25 protein-coding genes and 1 pseudogene are annotated in these 20644 nt (G+C 63.9%); 24 read left to right on the top strand and 2 right to left on the bottom strand.

What is annotated here, in order from left to right:
- Nucleotides 1–50: 50 nt before the first annotated feature.
- The 18 genes from A9K71_RS09240 (at nucleotide 51) to A9K71_RS09155 (ending at nucleotide 14263) form a co-directional block, all read left to right on the top strand.
- A complete protein-coding gene (locus A9K71_RS09240; RefSeq protein WP_066993629.1) occupies nucleotides 51–1001 on the top strand; it encodes a hypothetical protein in 951 nt (316 codons plus the stop codon).
- Nucleotides 1002–1061: 60 nt separating this feature from the next.
- A complete protein-coding gene (locus tag A9K71_RS09235) occupies nucleotides 1062–2156 on the top strand; it encodes a hypothetical protein (protein WP_197504211.1) in 1095 nt (364 codons plus the stop codon).
- Between the two features lie 232 nt (nucleotides 2157–2388).
- Nucleotides 2389–3801, top strand: coding sequence for a PAS domain S-box protein (locus tag A9K71_RS09230; protein ID WP_197504210.1), 1413 nt, complete (start codon nucleotides 2389–2391; stop codon nucleotides 3799–3801).
- Entirely contained in the window at nucleotides 3794–4165 is a 372-nt protein-coding gene (locus A9K71_RS09225) for a response regulator (protein ID WP_066993624.1), read from the top strand. Before A9K71_RS09230 ends, A9K71_RS09225 begins: the two co-directional genes overlap by 8 nt.
- A gap of 296 nt (nucleotides 4166–4461) precedes the next feature.
- The gene (locus tag A9K71_RS09220) at nucleotides 4462–4893 is read left to right on the top strand and encodes a hypothetical protein (RefSeq protein ID WP_066993621.1); all 432 of its coding nucleotides are present in this window, start codon (nucleotides 4462–4464) and stop codon (nucleotides 4891–4893) included.
- 33 nt (nucleotides 4894–4926) lie between these two features.
- A complete protein-coding gene (locus A9K71_RS09215) occupies nucleotides 4927–5352 on the top strand; it encodes a DUF4054 domain-containing protein (RefSeq protein ID WP_066993617.1) in 426 nt (141 codons plus the stop codon).
- Between the two features lie 12 nt (nucleotides 5353–5364).
- Nucleotides 5365–5736, top strand: coding sequence for a hypothetical protein (locus A9K71_RS32000; RefSeq protein ID WP_066993614.1), 372 nt, complete (start codon nucleotides 5365–5367; stop codon nucleotides 5734–5736).
- 4 nt (nucleotides 5737–5740) lie between these two features.
- Nucleotides 5741–6184, top strand: coding sequence for a hypothetical protein (locus A9K71_RS09205; RefSeq protein WP_066993611.1), 444 nt, complete (start codon nucleotides 5741–5743; stop codon nucleotides 6182–6184).
- Between the two features lie 17 nt (nucleotides 6185–6201).
- Entirely contained in the window at nucleotides 6202–6783 is a 582-nt protein-coding gene (locus A9K71_RS09200; protein ID WP_066993607.1) for a hypothetical protein, read from the top strand.
- Nucleotides 6784–6789: 6 nt separating this feature from the next.
- Nucleotides 6790–7182, top strand: a complete 393-nt coding sequence (locus A9K71_RS09195) for a hypothetical protein (RefSeq protein WP_066993605.1) — start codon at nucleotides 6790–6792, stop codon at nucleotides 7180–7182.
- Between the two features lies 1 nt (nucleotide 7183).
- A complete protein-coding gene (locus tag A9K71_RS09190) occupies nucleotides 7184–7456 on the top strand; it encodes a hypothetical protein (protein ID WP_066993602.1) in 273 nt (90 codons plus the stop codon).
- A complete protein-coding gene (locus tag A9K71_RS31995; protein WP_066993600.1) occupies nucleotides 7456–8187 on the top strand; it encodes a hypothetical protein in 732 nt (243 codons plus the stop codon). The genes A9K71_RS09190 and A9K71_RS31995 overlap by 1 nt, the downstream gene beginning before the upstream one ends.
- 31 nt (nucleotides 8188–8218) lie before the next feature.
- On the top strand, nucleotides 8219–10177 hold the full coding sequence (locus A9K71_RS09180) for a DUF3383 family protein (protein WP_066993597.1): 1959 nt from the start codon (nucleotides 8219–8221) through the stop codon (nucleotides 10175–10177).
- A gap of 35 nt (nucleotides 10178–10212) precedes the next feature.
- On the top strand, nucleotides 10213–10644 hold the full coding sequence (locus A9K71_RS09175) for a hypothetical protein (protein WP_066993594.1): 432 nt from the start codon (nucleotides 10213–10215) through the stop codon (nucleotides 10642–10644).
- A gap of 9 nt (nucleotides 10645–10653) precedes the next feature.
- Complete coding sequence (locus A9K71_RS09170) at nucleotides 10654–11166, top strand: hypothetical protein (protein ID WP_066993591.1); 513 nt, start codon at nucleotides 10654–10656, stop codon at nucleotides 11164–11166.
- Between the two features lie 93 nt (nucleotides 11167–11259).
- Complete coding sequence (locus tag A9K71_RS09165; protein WP_066993587.1) at nucleotides 11260–13380, top strand: phage tail tip lysozyme; 2121 nt, start codon at nucleotides 11260–11262, stop codon at nucleotides 13378–13380.
- On the top strand, nucleotides 13380–13955 hold the full coding sequence (locus A9K71_RS09160) for a phage baseplate protein (RefSeq protein WP_066993584.1): 576 nt from the start codon (nucleotides 13380–13382) through the stop codon (nucleotides 13953–13955). The genes A9K71_RS09165 and A9K71_RS09160 overlap by 1 nt, the downstream gene beginning before the upstream one ends.
- Complete coding sequence (locus tag A9K71_RS09155) at nucleotides 13955–14263, top strand: hypothetical protein (protein ID WP_066993581.1); 309 nt, start codon at nucleotides 13955–13957, stop codon at nucleotides 14261–14263. The genes A9K71_RS09160 and A9K71_RS09155 overlap by 1 nt, the downstream gene beginning before the upstream one ends.
- A 192-nt stretch (nucleotides 14264–14455) precedes the next feature.
- On the opposite strand, the gene A9K71_RS09150 is transcribed toward A9K71_RS09155, so the two are convergent.
- Nucleotides 14456–14923: a hypothetical protein gene (locus A9K71_RS09150; RefSeq protein ID WP_066993578.1), complete on the bottom strand. Its 468-nt coding sequence runs from the start codon at nucleotides 14921–14923 to the stop codon at nucleotides 14456–14458.
- A gap of 133 nt (nucleotides 14924–15056) precedes the next feature.
- Nucleotides 15057–15305, bottom strand: a complete 249-nt coding sequence (locus tag A9K71_RS09145; protein WP_066993574.1) for a hypothetical protein — start codon at nucleotides 15303–15305, stop codon at nucleotides 15057–15059.
- 35 nt (nucleotides 15306–15340) lie between these two features.
- Here A9K71_RS09145 and A9K71_RS09140 point away from each other — a divergent pair, with 35 nt between their 5' ends.
- From A9K71_RS09140 to A9K71_RS09115, 6 genes and pseudogenes are all read left to right on the top strand, one after another.
- Nucleotides 15341–16204, top strand: coding sequence for a hypothetical protein (locus A9K71_RS09140; RefSeq protein WP_066993956.1), 864 nt, complete (start codon nucleotides 15341–15343; stop codon nucleotides 16202–16204).
- Nucleotides 16201–16863 carry a hypothetical protein gene (locus A9K71_RS09135; RefSeq protein WP_066993572.1) on the top strand — a complete coding sequence of 221 codons (663 nt, stop codon included), beginning with the start codon at nucleotides 16201–16203 and terminating at the stop codon, nucleotides 16861–16863. The genes A9K71_RS09140 and A9K71_RS09135 overlap by 4 nt, the downstream gene beginning before the upstream one ends.
- On the top strand, nucleotides 16860–17210 hold the full coding sequence (locus A9K71_RS09130; RefSeq protein WP_066993570.1) for a hypothetical protein: 351 nt from the start codon (nucleotides 16860–16862) through the stop codon (nucleotides 17208–17210). Before A9K71_RS09135 ends, A9K71_RS09130 begins: the two co-directional genes overlap by 4 nt.
- A 3-nt stretch (nucleotides 17211–17213) precedes the next feature.
- The gene (locus A9K71_RS09125) at nucleotides 17214–18650 is read left to right on the top strand and encodes a baseplate J/gp47 family protein (RefSeq protein WP_066993567.1); all 1437 of its coding nucleotides are present in this window, start codon (nucleotides 17214–17216) and stop codon (nucleotides 18648–18650) included.
- A 6-nt stretch (nucleotides 18651–18656) separates the two neighbouring features.
- Nucleotides 18657–19406, top strand: a complete 750-nt coding sequence (locus tag A9K71_RS09120; RefSeq protein ID WP_066993565.1) for a DUF2612 domain-containing protein — start codon at nucleotides 18657–18659, stop codon at nucleotides 19404–19406.
- A 10-nt stretch (nucleotides 19407–19416) separates the two neighbouring features.
- Nucleotides 19417–20644, top strand: a pseudogene (locus A9K71_RS09115) (hypothetical protein); the annotation flags it as partial.

The raw sequence follows: 20644 nt of genomic DNA, 5'->3' as shown, positions 1-20644 counted from the left end.
GCCCGTCGAGCCGGCCAGCGAGCCGGCTCTTTTCATTTAGGAGATCGCCCATGTCTGGGTTTCAGACGCAGGTTGCCTACAATCCCGCCCCCGCTGTCGAGGGCGATTTCGCTTCCACCAACCCTCGCTCTACAGTCCTTGCCGCCGCTGGCGCGCTGGTCTGCGGCGCGCTAGGTGCTGTCATCGGCCGCTTCGCCTGGCTGAATTATGCCCTAGCCGACAGCGACAATGCGCCGGCCGTGGTCAACACCTTCGGCACCGGCCCGGTTGCCGGCTTCGTCCATCGCGAACAACAGGGCCTCATCGAGCAGTATCTGCAAGAATCAACCATGCTGGTTCCTGCAGGCTTCCCGATCACCATCTTCGATGCGGGCGATTTCTGGGTGAAGAACAACGGCGCTACGCCGGCGCAGTATGGCATGAAGGTCTATGCCAACTACGCGGATGGAACGGCAACCGCCGCGCCCACCGGCACGCCAAATGGCGCGACCGCTTCTGCAGGCTCTATCGCGGCCGCTACCAGTGGCCTCGTCGGCTCGATCAACGGTAATGTATTGGCCGTCACCGCGCTCAATTCCGGCACGATCTATCCCGGCACAACGATCTCGGGCACCGACGTCGTCTCCGGCACCAAGATCGTACAGCAGCTCACTGGCACCCCCGGCGGTGTGGGCACGTATGCAGTCAACATCCCCGACCAGGACGTCGACCCCGGTACAGTGATTTCCGGCACCTATGGCGTGTTCACGGCGGGCGGCGCGATCGCAGGCGTCTTCGGCGTCGGCGACACGCTGACCGGGGCTGGCATCACCGCCGTCACCACGATCACCCAACAGCTCAGCGGCCCGGCCGGCGGCGCTGGCACCTATGCCGTCGATGTCAACACCGTCGTCAACGCGGCGGCGCTCACCGCGGCCACCAATGTCGAGACCAAGTGGACCGTGCGTTCCTTCGCGCAGCCCGGCGAGCTGATGAAGATCAGCTCTTGGCCTCAGGGCTAAACCCGCCCGTCAATCTCGAAACCATGCGCCGCAAGCCGGCGATCTGCGAGGATAACCACCATGAAATTTCACGACTTCGATCAGGCCGCTGCGGCGTGGGCTCAGCATCGCTCGATGTTCGAGCAGGCCGGTATCTACCTTCCCGATGCACGCGCATACATCGTCGAGGCGTTCCGCACCAATCACCTCGCGATGGATGCACAACCTCAGCTAGCGACAGCACCGAACGCCGGCATTCCGGCGTTCCTCACCACGCTTGTGGATCCTGAGGTCTACCGCATCCTTTTCGCCCCAACCAAAGCTGCCGAAATCTTCGGCGAAATTCGAAAGGGCACCTGGATCGACCAGACGGCGATGTTCCCCGTCGTCGAGCAGACCGGCGAAGTGTCGAGCTATGGCGACTACAACGACAACGGCCGAGCCGGCGCCAACATGAATTGGCCGCAGCGCCAGTCGTATCTGTTCCAGACGATTTCCGAGTATGGCGAACTGGAGATCGAGCGCGCCGGCCTTGGCCGCGTCAATTGGGTTGGCGAAGTGGATGGCGCCGGCGTCACCGTGCTCGCACGATTCCTCAACACGACCTACTTCAAGGGCGTGCAGGGTTTGCAGAACTATGGCCTTCTCAACGACCCGAACCTGGCGGCTCCGATCACCCCGGCGCCGAAGGCTTACGGCGGTGTGAAATGGATCAACAACGGCCAGATCGTCGCCACCGCGAATGAGATCTATTCCGACCTCCAGTCACTGTGGCTGCAGCTCGTTACCCAGACAGCCGGCCTGGTCGACCAGAACACCAAGATGACACTGGCCATGTCGCCGGAATCGCAGCTTGCCATGACCGCGACCAATTCGTTCAACGTCAATGTCGAGGACCTGCTCAAGAAAAACTTCCCGAACCTTCGCGTCGTTTCAGCGGTGCAATATAGGGCGAAGACAGCGATCAACCCGACGGGCATATCAGCCGGCAACGTGGTTCAGTTCATTGCCGACGGCATCGATGGTCAGCAGACCGGCTATTGTGCGTTCAACGAAAAGCTCCGCGCTCATCCAATCGTGCGCGCGCTCTCCTCATGGAAGAAGAAAATGTCCAGCGGCACCTGGGGTGCGATCATCCGCCAGCCGATGGGCATCTCTCAGATGCTGGGCGTCTAACGATCCTACAACGCTTGGTGCCGGATCGTAACCGTTCTGGCACCAAAGCGTGAAGCGGGGTGGAGCAGCCCGGTAGCCCGCCTGGTCGAATCGGACCCCAGGCTGCGCGAAACTCGGCCACGGCTAGGAAGACGGGAACCATGCGGGCATTCGGCGGTTTACCGTTCACCCATGCTGAAGGTCGGTTGTTTGGGCCGCGGGGTGCGTGCCGGCCATGTGCCGGAGGCCACGCGTGCAAAACGGTGACAAACAAGACGAAAAAGGCGAAGGTCAGCGGCCGCTCAGTGATAGCGACCTGTTGCAGCTCATCTTTGACAGCGCGACCGACTTTGCGATCTTCACCATGGATCCCAACGGCATCACCACGAGCTGGAACGTGGGTGCCGAGCGCGTGCTCGGCTATGCCGATGAGGAGATCATCGGGAAGTCTGCCGATGTAGCCTTTCCTCCCGAGGAGGGCGGAACGAGCGCAGCCGCGGAGGAGCGCCGGATCGCACTCGCGGAAGGGCGAGCCGAGGACGAGCGCTGGCAGATGAAGAAGGACGGCACGCGGTTCTGGGCGTCGGGGCTGATGATGCCGCTCGGGGACAGAACCCGAGGTTACGTCAAAATCCTACGCGACCGGACCGCCCAGCACCGTGCTGAAGTGCAGCTTCAGCAGAGCGAAGAGTTATTCCGGCTCCTCGCAACCAATATCCCGCAGCTAGTCTTCCGCTCGAAGGTGAACGGTGACCGGACGTGGGGTAGTCCACAGTGGAGTGTCTTCACGGGCTTGGCCTTTGCCGAGAGCGTCGGCTTCGGCTGGCTCGATGCCGTCCATCCTGAGGATCACGACACGACGATGACGGCATGGGCTGAGGCGCCGAGCAAAGGCGAATACTATTGCGAGCACCGCATCCGCCGATCGGCCGATGGCGAGTATCGCTGGCACCAGACCCGTGCCGCCCCCCTGGACGACGCCGGCGGGGCCGCACTCGAATGGGTCGGAACCTCCTCCGACATCCATGACCTGCGCACGCTCAAAGACCAGCAGAAGGTGCTTTTGGCCGAGCTTCAGCACCGCACGCGCAACCTGATTGCGGTCGTCCAATCACTCGCACGGCAGACGATGCGGTCAAGCGCGTCGCTGGAGGAGTTTGCGGAGGATTACGAGAGCCGGTTACGCGCGCTTTCGCGCGTCCAAGGATTGCTCGCGCGCGCCGACCATCAGCCGATCGACCTGCGCGAACTGATCCAAGGCGAGCTCCACGCGCACGGCGACGGAAGCGTGGACGGGGGCAACGTCACGATCGAAGGCCCCGCGACCTCGTTGCCGGCCATCTCCGCGCAATCCGTAGCGCTCGCGCTGCACGAACTCGCGACGAACGCGGTGAAGTACGGCGCTCTTCACCAACCGTCGGGCCGGCTCACCGTTAGGTGGAACATAGAGCACGACGGGTCGAAGCCACGCGCGAGACTTGAATGGCGCGAGAGCGGCGTCACCATGCCGGAGGGCGGACCCACGCGGAGGGGCTACGGCAGCGAACTGATCGAGCGGGCGCTTCCCTACCAGCTCGGCGCTAAGACGAAGTTCGAGTTCGGATCGGACGGGGTGCGCTGCGAGATCGTCGTACCGGTGACCAAGGATGAGAAGCAATATGGATGAGCCGCAACCCGATGCCCTGCGGGGCCGCCGTCTTCTTGTGGTTGAGGACGAGTACATGATCGCTGCTGATCTCGCCCGCGATCTGGAAGACAGAGGCGCGAACGTAATCGGCCCGGTGGGCTCAATCGAGGATGCGCTTGAGCTGCTCGGGGCGGAAGACCGGATCGACGGCGCCGTGCTCGACCTCAACCTGCGCGGCGAACGCGCCTTCCCTATCGCGGACGCGCTTCGCGAACGTGAAGTGCCCTTCATCTTTGCCACGGGTTACGATGCCTGGTCCATTCCTGAAGCGTACGCCGAAGTGCCGCGCATCGAGAAGCCGATCGACACCCGAGCGCTCGCACGCCTTCTATCGCTGGGCTAGTGGTCGGGGAGAACATAATGCCTATCCACTTAGCTCTTCACGGATAGTAGTTTGCGGATGCTGCTTGCGAGGGTGCCTGTTCCACAGGCGCTGAGCCAGGCGTGACACCTGGGATCCGCTGCAATCTCGCTATCCGAACTTGATCTTGATGATCTTCCACACGCCTACCAGCAGCGCGCTGATCGGCCAGCTAAAGCGTCAGGCCCCCAGTCTGAAAACCTCTCCCGTGCCGCCCTCTCGAGGCAGGGGGCCGGCATCGGCGACTTGAACCGCTTTCCACCAACCGGAGCAAATCGATGTCCACCACTGTCACCGTCGCCTGCAAGCTGCCGCACGGCCTAATCCTGCGCCTTCACGAGATGGTCGAGCAGAACGAACCGACCGCCGGCGGCAGCTTCCGCAAGGTGAAACGCGCCCAGGTGATCGGCGAGCCGGTCGTCCTGAAAGGCTATCTGCGCCGCTTCGACCGCCGCAAAGAGCCCGCCCCGATGGCGCAAGACAGCGACTACGCCCTGACCTATGGGGTCGATGCCGATTTCTTTAAGAAGTGGCTCGAGCAGAACAAGGACCTCGACGCGGTCAGGAACAACCTCGTCTGGGCGCACGTCGAGACCGACATGGTCGAGGACTTTATCAAAGAACATGAGGCACAGAAGTCGGGTCTCGAACCGATCGATCCGAACAACCTGCCGCGCGGCATCCAGGCCTTCAAGAAGGAAGAAGCCTGAGCCAGGTGACGCCGGCGAACACGGGAGGTCCGCATGGGCGTCATTGTCGCTTTCAGCTATGAGGACTTCATAGCCATCTACCCGCAGTTCGCGACGCTCAGCCAGCCGCAGGTTTTGCAGGGCGCGCTGCCGGTCGCGGTTCTCTATTGCCGCAATGATGGCGGTGGCCCCGTCACCAAGGCCGAGACGCAGACTACGCTGCTCAATCTCATGGTGGCTCACATCTGCCAGCTCATGTACGGCGCCAACGGTCAGGCGCCGGCCGGGATCGTGGGACGCGTCTCAAATGCTACCGAGGGCAGCGTATCGGTACAGGCCGACTTCCCCGTAACGCCAAACAACGCCTGGTTCATGCAAACCCCATTCGGCGCGGCCTACCGGCAGGCCACTGCCGCCTACCGGACCATGCGCTACATGCCCGGGCCGCGCCGCGCGTTCAACCCGTGGCTCAATCAGTAAAGGACATCGTCCATGGACCTCCTCCAGCAATTGCAGCGCGAGTTCCGCGCCTTCCGCAAGCACGCCGAAGATCGCATCCAGACCCTTGAGCGCAGCCTGCGCCTCGCTTCCCCGGCACCTCTTGTGGATCCGCCGGAGAGGCCCGCCACCTCCACGGCGGCCGCAGATTGCGCGCCCGGCGCGACCGGCGCGACCGCGACCACTGGTGCCACCGGCGCCACCGGCGCGGCGGTTGAAAGCGGAGCGACGGGTTCCGCGGCCGACGCCGGCGCGACTGGTGTCACCGGAGCGACCGGCCCCGCCGATCCCGCCGTTGATGCGAAGGGAAAGGCAAAGGCGAAAGCCGCCGATCAGCCCGCCGATCAGAGCGCACCTGGCGCGTAAAGCGATGGTGAAGCTTTCCGGCGGCGATAAGCTCGCCGCGAAGCTGGCCGAGATCGCGAAGAACCTCCAGAAAGCCGTGTCGGTCGACGTCGGCTTCCTGGAGGGCGCGACCTATCCTGACGGCACCTCCGTCCCGCTAGTTGCAGCGCTGAATGAATTTGGCACCCGCGACACGCCGCCCCGCCCGTTCTTCAGGGGCATGATCGCGGACAAGAGCCCCGAATGGCCCGACGCCGTGAGGGACCTCCTGGCCGCGAACGGCTACGACGCCGAAAAGACGCTGGGCCAGACGGGCGAGGCCATCAAGGGCCAGTTGCAGGCGGCGATCACCGCCTATGACGGCCCGCCGCTGCAGCCCGCCACCATCGCCCGCAAGGGCAACGACAAGCAGCTCGTCGACACCGGCCACATGCTGGCGTCGGTCGACTATGCCGTCAAGAAATCCTGAACCCGGAGACCACTACGATGAGGGCCGTCCTTTTTTCGAGCAACCTCGGCGACATTCCAGCCGACCTTGCATTCAAGAACAACTTCGCGGCCGTGACCGATCCAGCCGCCGCTAACGACTCGAGCGAGGGTTATCAGGTCGGTTCGGCCTGGGTGAACACCGCGACCGACACCGCGTTTGTCTGCGTCGATGCGACCCCTGGCGCGGCCATCTGGACGGCCACCGCACAGGTCGGCAGCACGCAGGGCGCCCCGGCAGCGCACACCGTCTCCGGCACGCTCACGCCCGCCGATCTGCTCACGCGCATCATCACCATCCAGCAGGGCGCCGGCGCTGCCTCAGTGCAGCAGCTCCCGACCGGTGCAGCGCTCCAGGCAGCGCTGCCGGCCGACTTTGAGGCCAACGACTCCTTCGACGTCTCGGTGATCAACACCTCCATCGTCGATGCCGAGGATGCCACCATCACCACCAACGCCGGCATGACGCTGGTCGGTTCGATGGACTTCCCGGCGCATAGCAGCGCCACGATCCCGTCGAGCGGCATCCTGCGCTTCCGCAACACGGGCGCCGGCACCTTCACGGTCTACCGCGTCGGCTGATCGACCATGAACCTGCACGGGATCGTCTCGGCGGCGATCGGGACGGTGAACCCGTTCGTGACCGCCACGCTGAAACGGTCCAGCGGCTACACCACGGCGGCCGACGGCACGCGCACCCCGAGCTTTGTCGACGTGCCCGGCGTCTCTCTGCAGGCGCAGTCGCTTACCTACAACGATCTGCAGCTGCTCGACGGGCTCAACATTCAGGGCGTGCGCCGCGCCGTCTACCTCAACGGTTCGGCCCTCGGCGTGGTGCGAGAGCTGCAAGTCGGCGGCGATCTCTTTGTCTTCCCCGCCGGCACTTTCCCGGAAGGCGACACCTGGCTCGTAGCACTCGTGCTCGAGTCGTGGCCCGACTGGTGCAAGTGCGCCCTGACCCTGCAAATGGATGGAGCCTGATATGGCGAACGGAACCTTCATGGTGCCATGCCCCGCCGGCCAGTGGACTAAGGTCGCCGACGGGGCCAACTATTCATCGGCGCTGTTGCAGGTGACCAGCATAGGCGGCGTGATGGCAGCGATCGCCGACAGCCAGCCGGCGGCGGATGCCTCGAATTGCGTCCTGCTCTCCCAGAGCTTCGTTCCGTTCCCGCTCGCGGCCGGCGACCAGGTGTGGTGCCAGCCGGTCGGCGCCGGCGAGGCCACGGTGCGCGGGATCGGCACCAGCGTCTGATGAGCGGCCCGGTCCCCAGCCAGTCTGGCATCCAGACGGTCCTGCGCGGCTTTCTGCTGCAATACCTGCCTGCCGGCGTCGAAGTGATATCGGCGCAAGACGACCGGGTCCCGGAGCCGGCTGGCGATTTCGTCACAATGACCGTGAGCCATCGCGGTCGCCTCTCGACCAACGTCGACACCTATCAGGACTGCGCCTTTGAGGCCTCGATCGCGGATACGGTGATGACCGTCACTCAGGTCGCGTTCGGCGCGCTGCTGGTGGGGGCGACCGTCTTCGGAACACAGGTGACTGCCGGCACGCTCGTCAGCGAGCAGACGAGCGGCACGCCGGGCGGCATTGGATCCTACACGGTCACGCCGGCGCAGACCGTGGCGGCGCAGACGCTCTCGAGCGGCGCCGAGACCATCACGCAGCCGACCGACGTCGTCATCCAGCTCGACGTGCACAGCGCCTCGGATGGCAGCGCTTCCGACATGGCGCAGACGATCGCCACGCTGATCCGCGATGAGCGGGCGACACGATACTTCGCCGACGCCGGCCTGGATGGCGCGCCGCTCTATGCCGACGATCCCAAGCAGGTCCCGTTCTTCAACGGCGAGCAGCAATACGAGACCCGCTATGTCGTCGACGTGCATCTGCAGGCCAACCAGGCAATCGGCCTGCCACAGCAATTCGCCGACCAGGCCGTGGTCGACGTCGCCAACGTCGAAGCGACCTTCCCGGCCTGACCCCTCAATCGAAACAGAAAGGACCTGGTCCATGACGACCATTCCGGCCTCGCAGCTTGTGAACGTCATCCCGAACGTTCTCAACGCCGGCGGCAAGGCGCTCGTGATGAACGGCCTCGTGCTGACCCAAAACACCCGCGTCCCGATTGGGCAGGTGCTGTCGTTCCCGAACGACGGCAAGTCGGTCTCGAACTTCTTCGGCGCATCGGCCGAGGAGACCGAGATCGCGGCCGTCTATTTCAACGGCTTCAACAACTCGACGCAGAAGCCCGCGACCATCCTCTTCACGCAGTATCCCTCGGCGGCGGTCGCGGCCTATCTGAGGGGCGGCAAGGCCAATCAGCTTTCGCTGGCGCAGCTCCAGGCTTTGAGCGGCACGCTCTCGGTTGATGTCGACGGCTATGTGCGCACCGCGAACGCGATCGACCTTTCGAGCGCGAACAGCTTCTCGGCCGCCGCGGCGCTGATCCAGACCGACCTGAATGCCAGCTTGCCGCAAGCCGCATCCGTGACTGGCGCAATCGCCGCCACGACGGCCTCGGTGACTGCGTCCATCGCCGGCAGCGTCATGTACGTGACCGGCGTCACGTCGGGCGTGCTGGTCGCTGGCGCTGCGCTTTCCGGCTCTGGCGTCTCGGCCGGAACGCAGATCACGACCCAGCTGTCGGGCACGCCGGGCGGCATTGGCGAGTATGCGGTGTCGATCGAGCAGGTGGTGCCGAGCGGGGCGATCACGGCGACCTATGGTACGCTCACGGTCAGCGCCGTCGCGTCCGGCACCCTGGCAGTCGGCCAGACGCTGGCCGGGGTCGGCGTGACAGCCGGCACGCACATCACGCAGCTTGGCACCGGCGAGGGCCTGGCCGGCACATACTTCGTCGACCAGACACAGACTGTGGCGAGCGAGACCATCACGGCCGCGCCCACGCCGCTGGAGGTCTCCTACGACTCGGTCGCCGGCCGCTTCGTCATCACCTCTGGCGTTGCCGGCGCGGCCTCTTCCGCTGCCTTCGCCACCGGTTCGGTTTCGGACGGTCTCTTCCTGACGCAGGCTACCGGCGCGACCCTCTCCCAGGGCGCCGATGGAACGACGCCTGCCGCTTTCATGGCCGGGATCACCCAGATCACCCAGAATTGGGCGACCTTCATGACGATCTTCGATCCCGATGGCGGTTCGGGCAACGCGCAGAAGCTGGCTTTCGCCGAATGGGTCAACAACACCAACAAGCGCTTCGCCTATATCGCATGGGACACGGACATCACGCCGACCGAGGGCAACGATGCGACGTCCAGCTTCGGCAACATCCTCAAGAGCGCCAATCTCGACGGCACCTGCGCGATCTACCAGCCTGCCGGTGGCATGACGACGCCCGAGCAGATCGCCGCCTTCATCTGCGGCGCGGCGGCCTCGATCGACTTTCAGCAGACCAACGGCCGCATCACCTTCGCATTCCGAGGGCAGGATGGGCTGGTGGCTGGCGTCACCACGGCGACGGTCGCGAGCAACCTGATCGCCAACGGCTATAACTTCTATGGCGCCTACGCGACGGCCGCGCAGCAGTTCCTGGAGTTCCAGAACGGCACGGTGTCGGGCGAGTTCGAATGGCTGGACAGCTACATCAACCAGATTTGGCTGAACAACCAGCTCCAGCTTGCCCTCATGGAGCTGCTCCAGAACATCAACTCGGTACCGTACAACGCGGCCGGCTTTGAGCTGATCAAGGCGGCGTGCCTCGACCCGATCAACCAGGCGCTCAACTTCGGCGCCATCCGCGCCGGCGTGACGCTGTCGGCGCTCCAGATCGCGCAGATCAACTCGGCGGCTGGCCTCAAGGCGAGCGACACCCTCCAGCTGCAAGGCTGGTATCTCCAGGTGAAGGATGCCACCCCGCAGGTGCGCCAGGCCCGCCAGAGCCCGCCGATCAACTTCTGGTACATGGATGGCGAGTCCGTCCAGGTGATCGAGCTCACCTCGACCCTCGTCCAGTAAGCGGCAACCCCATTCCCCTTCAAGGAGCTTAGATCATGTCGTCTCTGACGGCCGCGAACGCGGTCATTACGCTTGCGGTGGCGAACCTCTTCCCGACACCGGTCCAACTGCAAGGCTTCGCGGCCGACAACATCTACGACCTGGATAGCGTCGACCAGGTCGAGACCGCCATGGGCGTCGATGGCATCCTGTCGGGTGGCTTCGTCTACAACCCGATCAACCAGACGTTCGTGTTGCAGGCCGATTCCCCGTCGATCGCCTTCTTCGAGACCTGGGCCGCGACGCAGATCCAGGCGAAGGACGTCTATACCGCGAACGGCAGCACGACCCTGCCGTCGGTAGGCCGCTCCTACATCTCGACCAAGGGCTTTCTGGTCAGCCTGCCGCCGATGCCAGCAGCCGCCAAGATCCTGCAGCCGCGCCGTTTCGCGATCCGCTGGCAGAGTGTTCAAAGCGGACCGAACTGAGGGTAAGTCATGGCGCGTAAAGAGATCGACGTCACGATCCCCGATGAGGGTCGTGATCAGGGCAAGACCTTTCACATCCGGGAGATGCCGGCGACGCGCGCGGAGAAATGGGCGATGCGCGCTCTGCTCGCCGTGGCGCGCTCCGGCGTCGAACTCCCCGACGACTTCGCCGGCATGGGCATGCAGGGCATCGCCATCGTGGGCATCCGGGCGATCACCAAGATCGATTTCGAGGATGCCGAGCCGCTGCTCGACGAGATGATGGAATGCGTCACCATCAAGCCCGATCCCCGCAACCCGGCCATCCAGCGCCCGCTTATCGAGGGTGACGTCGAGGAGATCGCGACGCTGATTCAGCTCCGGCAGGAGGTCTTCAACCTTCACGTCAGTTTTTTTACAGCCGGCGGCCAGTCGAAATCGATCTCGACACAGTCGCCGGCGTCCGCCTCCTCGAATACGGCAACGTCTCCCGAGCCATCGGTCAGGTTCTCTCAAAGGGCAAAACCTCGCTCCGCGAGCTAGACGAGTGGTTGTCGATCGAGGACGTCCACGACCTTCTCGAGGTGGCGATGGTCGACGCCCACAACCTGATGCTGCTGAAAAAGAGGGGCGCCAATGGGCACGATCATTGATGAACTGATCGTCCGCCTGAATCTCGATCCAAAGAATTTTGAAGATGGCCGGAAGAAACAGACCGAGGCCTGGCTAAAGTCGCGCGATGAATTCCGCAAGGGCGGGAAGGAGATCGAGGACAGCTCGAAGAAGGCGGCCGAGACCGTCAACCTGATCACGCGGCGCGTGCTCGAACTCTTCGCCGTCATCACCGGCAGCCAGGCGCTCAGCGACTTTGTTCGCAAGCTCACCAATGCGGATGCCTCGCTGGGCCGCTTCGCGTCGAGCCTTGGGGAATCGCCCCAGCGCATCGCGGCCTGGGAGAATGCGGCCGAACGCTTCGGCGGCTCGGCCGACGCCACCGCGTCGACCCTGGAGCGCGTCAACAAGCAGCTCTACAACCTCAACAAGAACGGTGAGGCGCTGCCGCGCGAATTCTCGCAATTGCAGGCCTGGACCGGCATGCGGATCGACCCCAACCATGGGCTCGATCGCTATCTGTCCGATGTCGCGGCGGCTTTGCAGAGGTTGCACCAGATCGACGCCGGTGCGGCTCACAATGTCGCGCAGGCGCTGGGGATAGACCCGGCGACCGAACAGCTCATGTACAAGATGGGCGCCGGCATCGACGTCTATCTGGGGAAACTGGAGAAGAGCCTTTCGCCCAGCAATGAGGCGATCAAGGCGGCGCAAAAGCTCCAGGCTAGCTGGAACGAATTGCTCCAGCACATCATCGCACTCGCCAACGCCATCTATGACAAGCTCGGCCCGGTCTTGGTCGACGCGGCCGACAGGATGACGACCTGGATCGAAAAGAACCAGGACTGGATCCGGACCGGCATTGTCGACGCGGTGAAGAAATTCATCGACTGGCTCGAAAGGATCGACTGGAACGCCGTCGAGACGGGCATGCAGAATTTCGCGCACGGCGCGAAAGAGGTGGTCGACGGGGTCGGCGGCATTGTCCATGCCACCGAGATCCTGTTCGGCCTGTGGCTCGGCGCAAAGTTTCTCCGGGTTCTTGCCAATATGCGCATGCTCGCGGCGGGAGGAGCAGGTGGCGGTGTCGCCGCAGGCGGTGCTCGCGCGGGCCTGGGGTTCCTCGGCACGATTTCGACGGGCGTTGGAATGCTTCTTGCCGGCGCGGCCGCGATCAAATGGGGCGGGTCGCACCTGCGCTCCGATCCTCACGCTGCCGATCACGGCACGATCGGCAATTGGCTCATGGCGCATCTGCGCAGAGGGCCTGGAAGCCATCCCGGTAAGGATGCCGACGACAAGATCGCCGTCGACGGCAAGCCGATCTCGAGGAGCAATCCGGTTCCGGTCACGATGGCCGAGCAAAGCAACTCTGGCGGCGGCTTCTGGAGCAACCTCCTCAGTGGCATCGGCGCTGCGTTCGGCGGCGGCAGCGCATCGTCCAAGGCCGGCGGCCTTGTCGGCGGCATGGTGGGCGGCACCGGTTCTACTGGCCCCCAGCACGCCTCTGGTGGCACCCGGGGCTGGTGGACGCCCGAACGGCAATCGCAGGCTTACCAGACCCTCACGGGCGGCGGCCTATCAGATGCCGGCGCGCGCGGCCTCATCTCGCGCTGGATGAATGTCGAGGCGGCCGGCGGTCCCTCGACCGTCAACGGCATCGGCGCGTCTGGTGTGGCGCAATGGCTGGGCTCGCGAAAGGCGCGCCTCATGGCCTTCGCGAAGGCGCGCGGCAAAGACTGGAACGATGCCGACACGCAGTATCAGTTCGCTCTGTCCGAACTGAACGGCCCCGATAGCCGGGCCGGCAGCATGCTGCGCAATGCCAAGACCGACGCGCAGGGCGCTACCGGTGCATCGATGTTCGAGCGCGCCGAGGGCTACAATGCCTGGAACGGCATGGACAACTACACCGGCCGAACCTATCGGGGCATGAAGGCGATCAACACCGGCGCCGCGTCGGCAGCGCTGTCGAACATCTCCAGCACGCACACGGCCACGACGTCGACCAGCTCGGTCGAGGCCCATATCGGCAAGGTCGAGGTTCACAGCCAGGCCACCGATGCCAACGGCGTTGCGGCCGACATCAATGACGCGCTCAGCCGGCGTCTCTTCACCGCGCAGGCAAATAGTGGATTGGCGTGATGGCCGGCATTCTTGAACTTCTGACCCAGGATGCCTTCGGGTTGCTGTCGAACGCGTTCGGCCTGCAACCCTGGGGCATCTACTTCGGCGGTGTGCCGGTGATCATCGCCGATAACATCGTGGAGGTGCAGTATCGCCAGCAATGGTCGATCTCTGACTTCCCGGTCGAGCAGGGGGCCTTTCAGAGCTACGACAAGGTCCAGGTACCCTACGATGCTCGGCTCCGCTTCACCGCCGGCGGATCGGCCGCAAACCGCGCCGCGATGCTGGCGTCGATCGCGGCCGTCGCCGGCGACACCAACCTCTATGACGTGGTGACGCCGGAGGCGGTCTACCTCTCCTGCAACATCACCCACTACGACTATAGCCGGCGCTCGAATGAGGGGATGGGGCTTCTGTCGGTCGATATCTGGCTGATCGAAGTGCGCCAGGCCGTCAGTGCCGCCATGTCGAACACCCAGGATCCGAGCGGCGCTTCTCAGATTAACGGCGGCACTGTCCAGACCGCGCCGGCGAGCAGCGCGCAGCTCGCGCAATTCCAGACATCGTCTGGGCTGCCGGCCGGAGGCTTCTGATGGTCATCATCCCACTGCAGGCGGTGCCAAACCAGGCGGTCGGCGTGACGCTGGACGGTCAGGTCTCGCAGATCAGCCTCTACCAGAAGAACCCCGGCCTGTTCATCGACCTCTATGTCGACAACGTGCTCGTGATAGGCGGCGTGATCTGCCAGAACCTCAACCGGATCGTCCGGTCGCTTTACCTTGGCTTCTCTGGCGATCTCATCTTCATCGACAACCAGGGCGACACCGACCCGTACTATACCGGGCTGGGCACGCGCTACAGCCTCGCCTATGTGTCGGCGAGCGAGCTTCCGGCGCGCTAGGAAATCAGTGGATTTTAATCAAATGAGGTATCGAGGTGTGGATGCTAATTTAGGCTCGCCCTCAGCCGGCTCTGTCCCCTACACCGAGAGCCGGTCAGGCCCGGCAGTTCGACCGAACGCACCCCAACGCGGAACTGTCGGGCCGCTGCTTCTAGCCCACGCCCGCTCCGATCGGCGAAATGATCTGTGGGCCTAGCACCCTTCCGCCCTTAAAGACCGGACCATGCGAACTATAACCGGATCGTAGGGCACTTTTTCGTCACGGCTGTAGTTGATCGTAAACAGCGCCGCGCGGTCGGCGCATACTTGGATGGCGCGAACATACCTGATCTGACCGTCTTTGATCCCCGAATAGCTGGCCCAATTCGGCGTCAGGCGTTTATACGTCAATTTCCAACCGTCTTTTTCGTCCTGCCCCATGCGATGCTCGATCTCGGCTTCGAAACTGGCTTTGCCCAGCCGAGCACCCCACACGGCTAGGAACGCGTGCCTTTCGCCTTCAAAAGCTGCGCCCTGATCCGAACGCTGAGCCAGCGCGAACCCGGGTGGCACATCAAAGATGAAACCAAATTCCTTGACCCCGAAATGCTGCCACGGCTTTGCCTGGACCAAGGCAGTGGAGCACAGAATGCAAACGCAGGCCAAAATCGTACGACGCATTAGCGTTACTCGTTCAAGGTGCCCGGACTTGCGCTCCACGCCTCCCGACAAAGCGTGAGCGAATCCATGCCCCCATCCAACTTGTTGGCGGAGCGAACGTTCCATTAGCTCAGGCGATGGCGGTCGGCCTCAACTAATCAGCTCGGCAGCGTTGGAACCGGTCGCCGGCAAAGCAAGTGTGGAGTTGCTTCAGCTGCGCCGCCACCGCCTCTCGCTGATCGCACGCCTTGATCGTGTCGGGATCATCGCCCGAGCCGCCGCGGCACTGCTCATTGAGGTCGAGATAGGTCTTTTCGAGCGCGGCCTTGTTCGGCTTCGCCAGCGCCGGCGCGACGGTGAAAAGCAGGAGGGCGGCGCTCGCGGCGGCAAGGACTTTCGGCATGGGCGTAACTTTCTTCATGTGAGGCGGTGATCGAGATGGCGTTTAGCCAGAAGCGAATTTCCGTCGAGTTCGAGCTGGCAAACGGTCAGTTTGAAGGCGGCGGCAACACCGCGGAGGTATTCGGGCTGCGCGTCGCCTGCAACATCGTCAACGCCGGGCAAGGCTCGGGGCAAGCGGAAATTTCAATCTGGGGCCTGCCTCTGGCTCTGATGAACCAGCTATCCACCGTCGGTTCACAGTATCTCCAGATGTACAAGAACGGCATTTCGGTGCTCGCTGGAGACGACGAGACCGGCCAGAACGTCGTGTGGACTGGCACCATCGTTTACGCCTATGTCGACGCGCAGGCGATGCCCGACGTGTGCTTCCGGATCAGCTCGCTCCCGGGCGTCTTCCATGCCGCAAAGCCGATCCCGCCGCTCTCCATCAAGGGCTCCGGCGACGCCTCGCAGATGATGAAATCTCTCACGGGGCAGATGGGCCTGGCGTTCGAAGACGCCGGCGTCAAGGTGAAGTTCGCCAACCCCTACTATCCGGGCACCGCGTGGACGCAGATGCTGGCGATCGCGCGTGACGGCGGCTTCGACGTCGGCATCGATCGCGGCACGATGGTCATCACGCCGCCCGGCAAGGCGCGAAACAGCGACACGGTGCTGATTTCGAAAGACACCGGCATGGTCGGCTACCCGTTCTTCCAGCAGGCCTTCGTGCTGGTCCGCGCGCTCTACAATCCGGCCGTGAAGTACCAGGGCAAGGTGCAAATCCAGAGCGACCTGACGCCGGCCAATGGCACATGGAAGGTCAACCGTCTTGAGTATCAGTTGGAGGCAATGATGCCCCACGGAAAGTGGTTCATGCTCCTCGAATGCATCGCCGTTGATGCCTCGGCGCCGGCATGAGCGGCCAAGGCTATTTCGGTCAGCAGACCACGTCTGACGACACCGCCGAGATCAACCGGCTGCGCTTCCTCATCCGCCAGGAGCTGGCGCAGGCACGCACGGGCATCCCGGTCAAGGTCGTCGCAGTGCATGGTGGCGGCGTCGGCGCGCCGCCCACGGTGGATGTGATGCCGCTGATCAATCAGACGGACGGGCAGGGCAACCAGACGCCGCATGGCATCATCTACGGCATCGCCACGATGCGGAATCAGGGCGGCACGAACGGCATCATCAACGATCCCAAAGTCGGCGATATGGGCCACATGGCCATATCCGACCGCGACATCTCGGCGCTGAAAGCCAATGGCGGAGCCCAATCAAACCCGGGCAGCTTTCGCCGCGGCAACATGTCGGACGGCGTCTACATGGGCACCATCGTCAACCCGGCAAACCAGGACCAGGCCGTCCAGTTTACCGAGAGCGGCATCAAGCTCTTCGACAAGAACGGGCAGATCATTGAGTTTGCGGCCGGCTCCATCACCATCACCACCGCGCAGCTGCGCGTGACGGGCGACGTCATCGCGGGATCGGGCGGCGAGAACATCAGCCTCCTCAACCACCTCCACACCAACGTCCAGCCTGGCGGCGGGACGTCTGGCCCACCGGAGCCCGGAACATGAAGACGCTCCTTCTCGACACCGACACATGGGACCTGATGTCCGACGCGTCGGGCAACATCGCCGTCGCCGACGAGCCCTATGCGCTGGCGCAGGACGCCGCGAGCGCGATCAGGCTTTTCGCGGGCGAGCTCTACTACGACACCACACAGGGCATTCCCTTTTTCGACCAGATCCTGGGCAGGGCTCCGCCGGTCTCGCTCATGAAGCCGTACTTCAACCGCGCCGCCCTAAGTGTGCCCGGCGTGGTCTCGGCGCAGACCTTCATCCAGTCCTGGACCGATCGGACTGTCACCGGCCAAGTGCAGGTGACGGACGGGGCCGGCAACACCACCGCAGCGAGCTTCTAGCACATGGTCGACACCACCAACGTTCCCCCGCCGCAGTGGACGGACAGGGGGTTCCTGATCCCGTCGGCCGCGGAGGTGCTGGCGGGCGTGACCGAGGACATCAACGGCGCGTTCGGCAGCGTCCTCAATCCCGCGCTGAACACGCCGCAGGGGCAGCTCGCCAGCAGCGAGACGGCGGTCATCGACGAGGTCAACTCGATGTTCCTCTATTTCACCAACCAGGTCGATCCCGCCTATGCGACCGGCCGGATGCAGGATGCGATCGCGCGCATCTACTTCATCGAGCGCAACCCGGCCCAGCCGACGGTCGTGCAGGCGCTTTGCAGTGGCTTGCCGGGCGTCGCCATCCCGACGGGCTCGTTGGCCCTTGCCGAAGATGGCAACCAGTATCTGTGCACCGAGGATGGCGTCATCGGCGTCGACGGCACTGTCACCTTGCCGTTCGAGTGCCTGGTGGTCGGGCCGATCCCATGCCCTGCCGGAAGCCTCGACCAGATTTTTCGAGCGATCCCCGGATGGGATTCGATCACGAACCCGGATGACGGCGTGCTGGGCAACAATGTCGAGAGCCGGTCGGCTTTCGAGGCCCGCCGTGCTGCCTCCGTCGCGTTGAATTCGCAGGGCTCGCTTCCGTCGGTCCTGGGCGCGGTGCTGGCGGTGCCGAACGTCATCGACGCGTTCGTGACAGAGAACGCCAGCAATGACGTCCAGACCATTGGCGGCGTCTCGATCTATCCGAACTCGCTCTATGTCGCGGTGGTCGGCGGCGACGCTGACGATGTCGCGCAAGCGATCTGGTCGCGCAAAGCGCCCGGCTGCGCATACAACGGCAATACGACGGTCACGGTCTACGACCAGAGCCCCGGCTATGTCCCACCGTACCCTGCCTATCGGGTGAGCTTCGAGATCCCCGATCCCTTGGCGATCCTGTTCGCGGTCAACATCGTCAACACGCATCTCGTCCCCGCCGATGCCGCGACGCAAATCCAGAATGCCATCGTCAGCGCCTTTGCTGGCGGCGATGGTGGGCCGCGCGCGAAGATCGGCACCACGCTATTTGCGAGCCGTTTCTACGCGCCCGTGGCTGCCCTTGGCTTGTGGGCGCAGATCATCTCGATCGAGGTAGGCTCGAACAACAACCCCAGCGCCGTCTTCACGGGCCAGATCGCCGGAACGATACTGACGGTCTCCGCCGTTGCGTCGGGTGCGCCGGCGGTCGGGCAGATCATTTCCGACACCACCGGCGCGCTGACCGTCGGCACCACCATCACCGCGCTCGGCACCGGCTCGGGCGGCACCGGTACCTATGTCGTCTCGAACAACAAGAACGTGTCAATCGAGACCATGACGGCCGCGATCCCCAATCGCTTCGACATCGCCGTCGACATCGACCAGGTGCCGACGATCTCCCCCAACGACATCTTCGTCACCCTGACCTGATCGATCATGGAAGACACAGGACCTCCCTATCCCAGGCCACCGGCCGGGATACCGAACGGCTTTGGCCAATTCGCCATTGGCATCAGCCCGATCGGCGATTTCCCGCCTTTCGACGTTTGGCGCACTGTCATCAGCCAGTATGCGAATGCGCCCACGCTGACGCAGCTGATCGGGAACATCTTCTCGTATCTCGACCAGACGGCCAACTTCGATGCGTTCTTCGACTACATCTGGAACGTCGACACGGCGCAGGGCTATGGGCTCGACGTCTGGGGCCGCATCGTCGGCGTCAGCCGGGTTTTGCAGGTCACGACCGGGGACTGGTTCGGCTTCGACGAGGCGAGGCCAGGAGCCGATCCGTTCGGGCAAGGCGCGTTCTATTCCGGCGCTCCGCTGACCTCGAATTTCGCGCTGTCGGACGAGGCATACCGCCGGCTCATCTTCGCCAAGGCGGCAGCCAACATCACTAACGGCTCGATCCCCGCGATCAACCAGATCCTGCTCAGCCTCTTCCCTAATAGGGGCAACGCCTACGTTACCGAGGGCGGCAATTACGGAACATGGTTCGGCTTCGAGGAATCGCTGAACTCCGTCGGCTTCAACCAGGCATCGTTCTACGCGGGCTCGTCGATCGAGACGATGACGATGACCTACACCTTCGCATTCCAGCTGACTCCTGTCGAACTCGCGATTGTCCAGAACTCCGGCGTCTTGCCGAAGCCGACCGGCGTCAAGGCGTCGGTCGTCATCATCTAAGGATCCTTCCATGAAGCTTTCCGCCTTGCCTGCCAAGTTCCCCGTAGCTTGGGGAGCTTCGGCGAGCCCGAGCTACATCCGCTCCATCCCGCTCGGCTCGCAGATCGGGATTGTGAATGGCGCGGCCTCCCTGACCGACGGCTTTCCGCCACTCAACTTCCTGCCGGTCGGATCGGGCGGCGTGCCGCCATTCGGCCAGGACATGAACGGCATTCTGCAGCAGATCACGCAATGGTCGCAGTGGCAGAATGCAGGCGGTCTGGTTCCCTACGATCCGGCCTTCTCGGCAGCGATCGGCGGGTATCCCAAGAGCGCGTTGCTGGCCGGCGCGGCGACCGGTGTCGTTTGGCTGAGCACGGCCGACGACAATACGTCCGACCCTGATACGGGCGGCGCGAATTGGGTCAACATCGGAGCCGCATCCGCGCCCATCATGGTCGGTACCGACGCGGGCTCGGCCAATGTCTGCACCGCCGCGGTCCTGCCGGCGCCGAGCGCTTATGTCGACGGCCAGATTTTCGTCGTCCAGAAGGCCGCCTTCGACAACAACGGCGCCATGACGGGCAACATTGACGGTCTGGGCACCCATCCGATCGTCAACATGGACGGCACCGCGCTGACGGCAAAGCAATGGCCGGCCAGCGCCATGGGCATCCTTGAGTTCAACAACGCGACGACGTCGTTCCGTCTGCTCAACCCTGCTGTGACCGTGGCCGCCAATGCGGGCCTTGCCGCGACCGATCAGCAGGTCCTTTCGCTGAGCATCACGAGTTTGCCGGCACCGACCGGCGCACTTTCCTTGAACGACAGCCTTCCGCTGCATGTGGTGTCGGACGGTGCGGACCGCGAGGTCACGCTCTCCGCGCTCGCCGCAATTCTCCCTGGCGCGATGAAGGCCATGCGCGTCATGACCGCGAGCGGAACCTACGTGCCGACGGCCGGTGCCAAGAGCATGCTCGTCTTTGTCACGGGCGCAGGCGGCGCAGGCGGCGGCAATGCCACGACAAACGGCTTCACTGGCGGCGGCGGAAGCGCGGGCGGAACGGCGGTCTATTTCGGTCCGGTCTCGCAGCAGACCGTCACCATCGGTGCCGGTGGCGTCCCCAATCCATCATCCGGTTCCGATCTCATCGGCGGTACCGGCGGAACAACCTCTTTCGGCGCTCTTGCCGTCGCTACCGGCGGCATTGGCGGTTCTTCCAGCGGCACCAACTCATTTGGAGCGGGCGGGCAAGGGG

Origin of the sequence: Mesorhizobium sp. WSM3873 (genome assembly GCF_001672445.1) — a bacterium.
Classification (GTDB): Bacteria; Pseudomonadota; Alphaproteobacteria; order Rhizobiales; family Rhizobiaceae; genus Mesorhizobium.
Note: the sequence above shows the minus strand (reverse complement) of the source record. Positions and strands in the feature narration are given on the sequence as shown.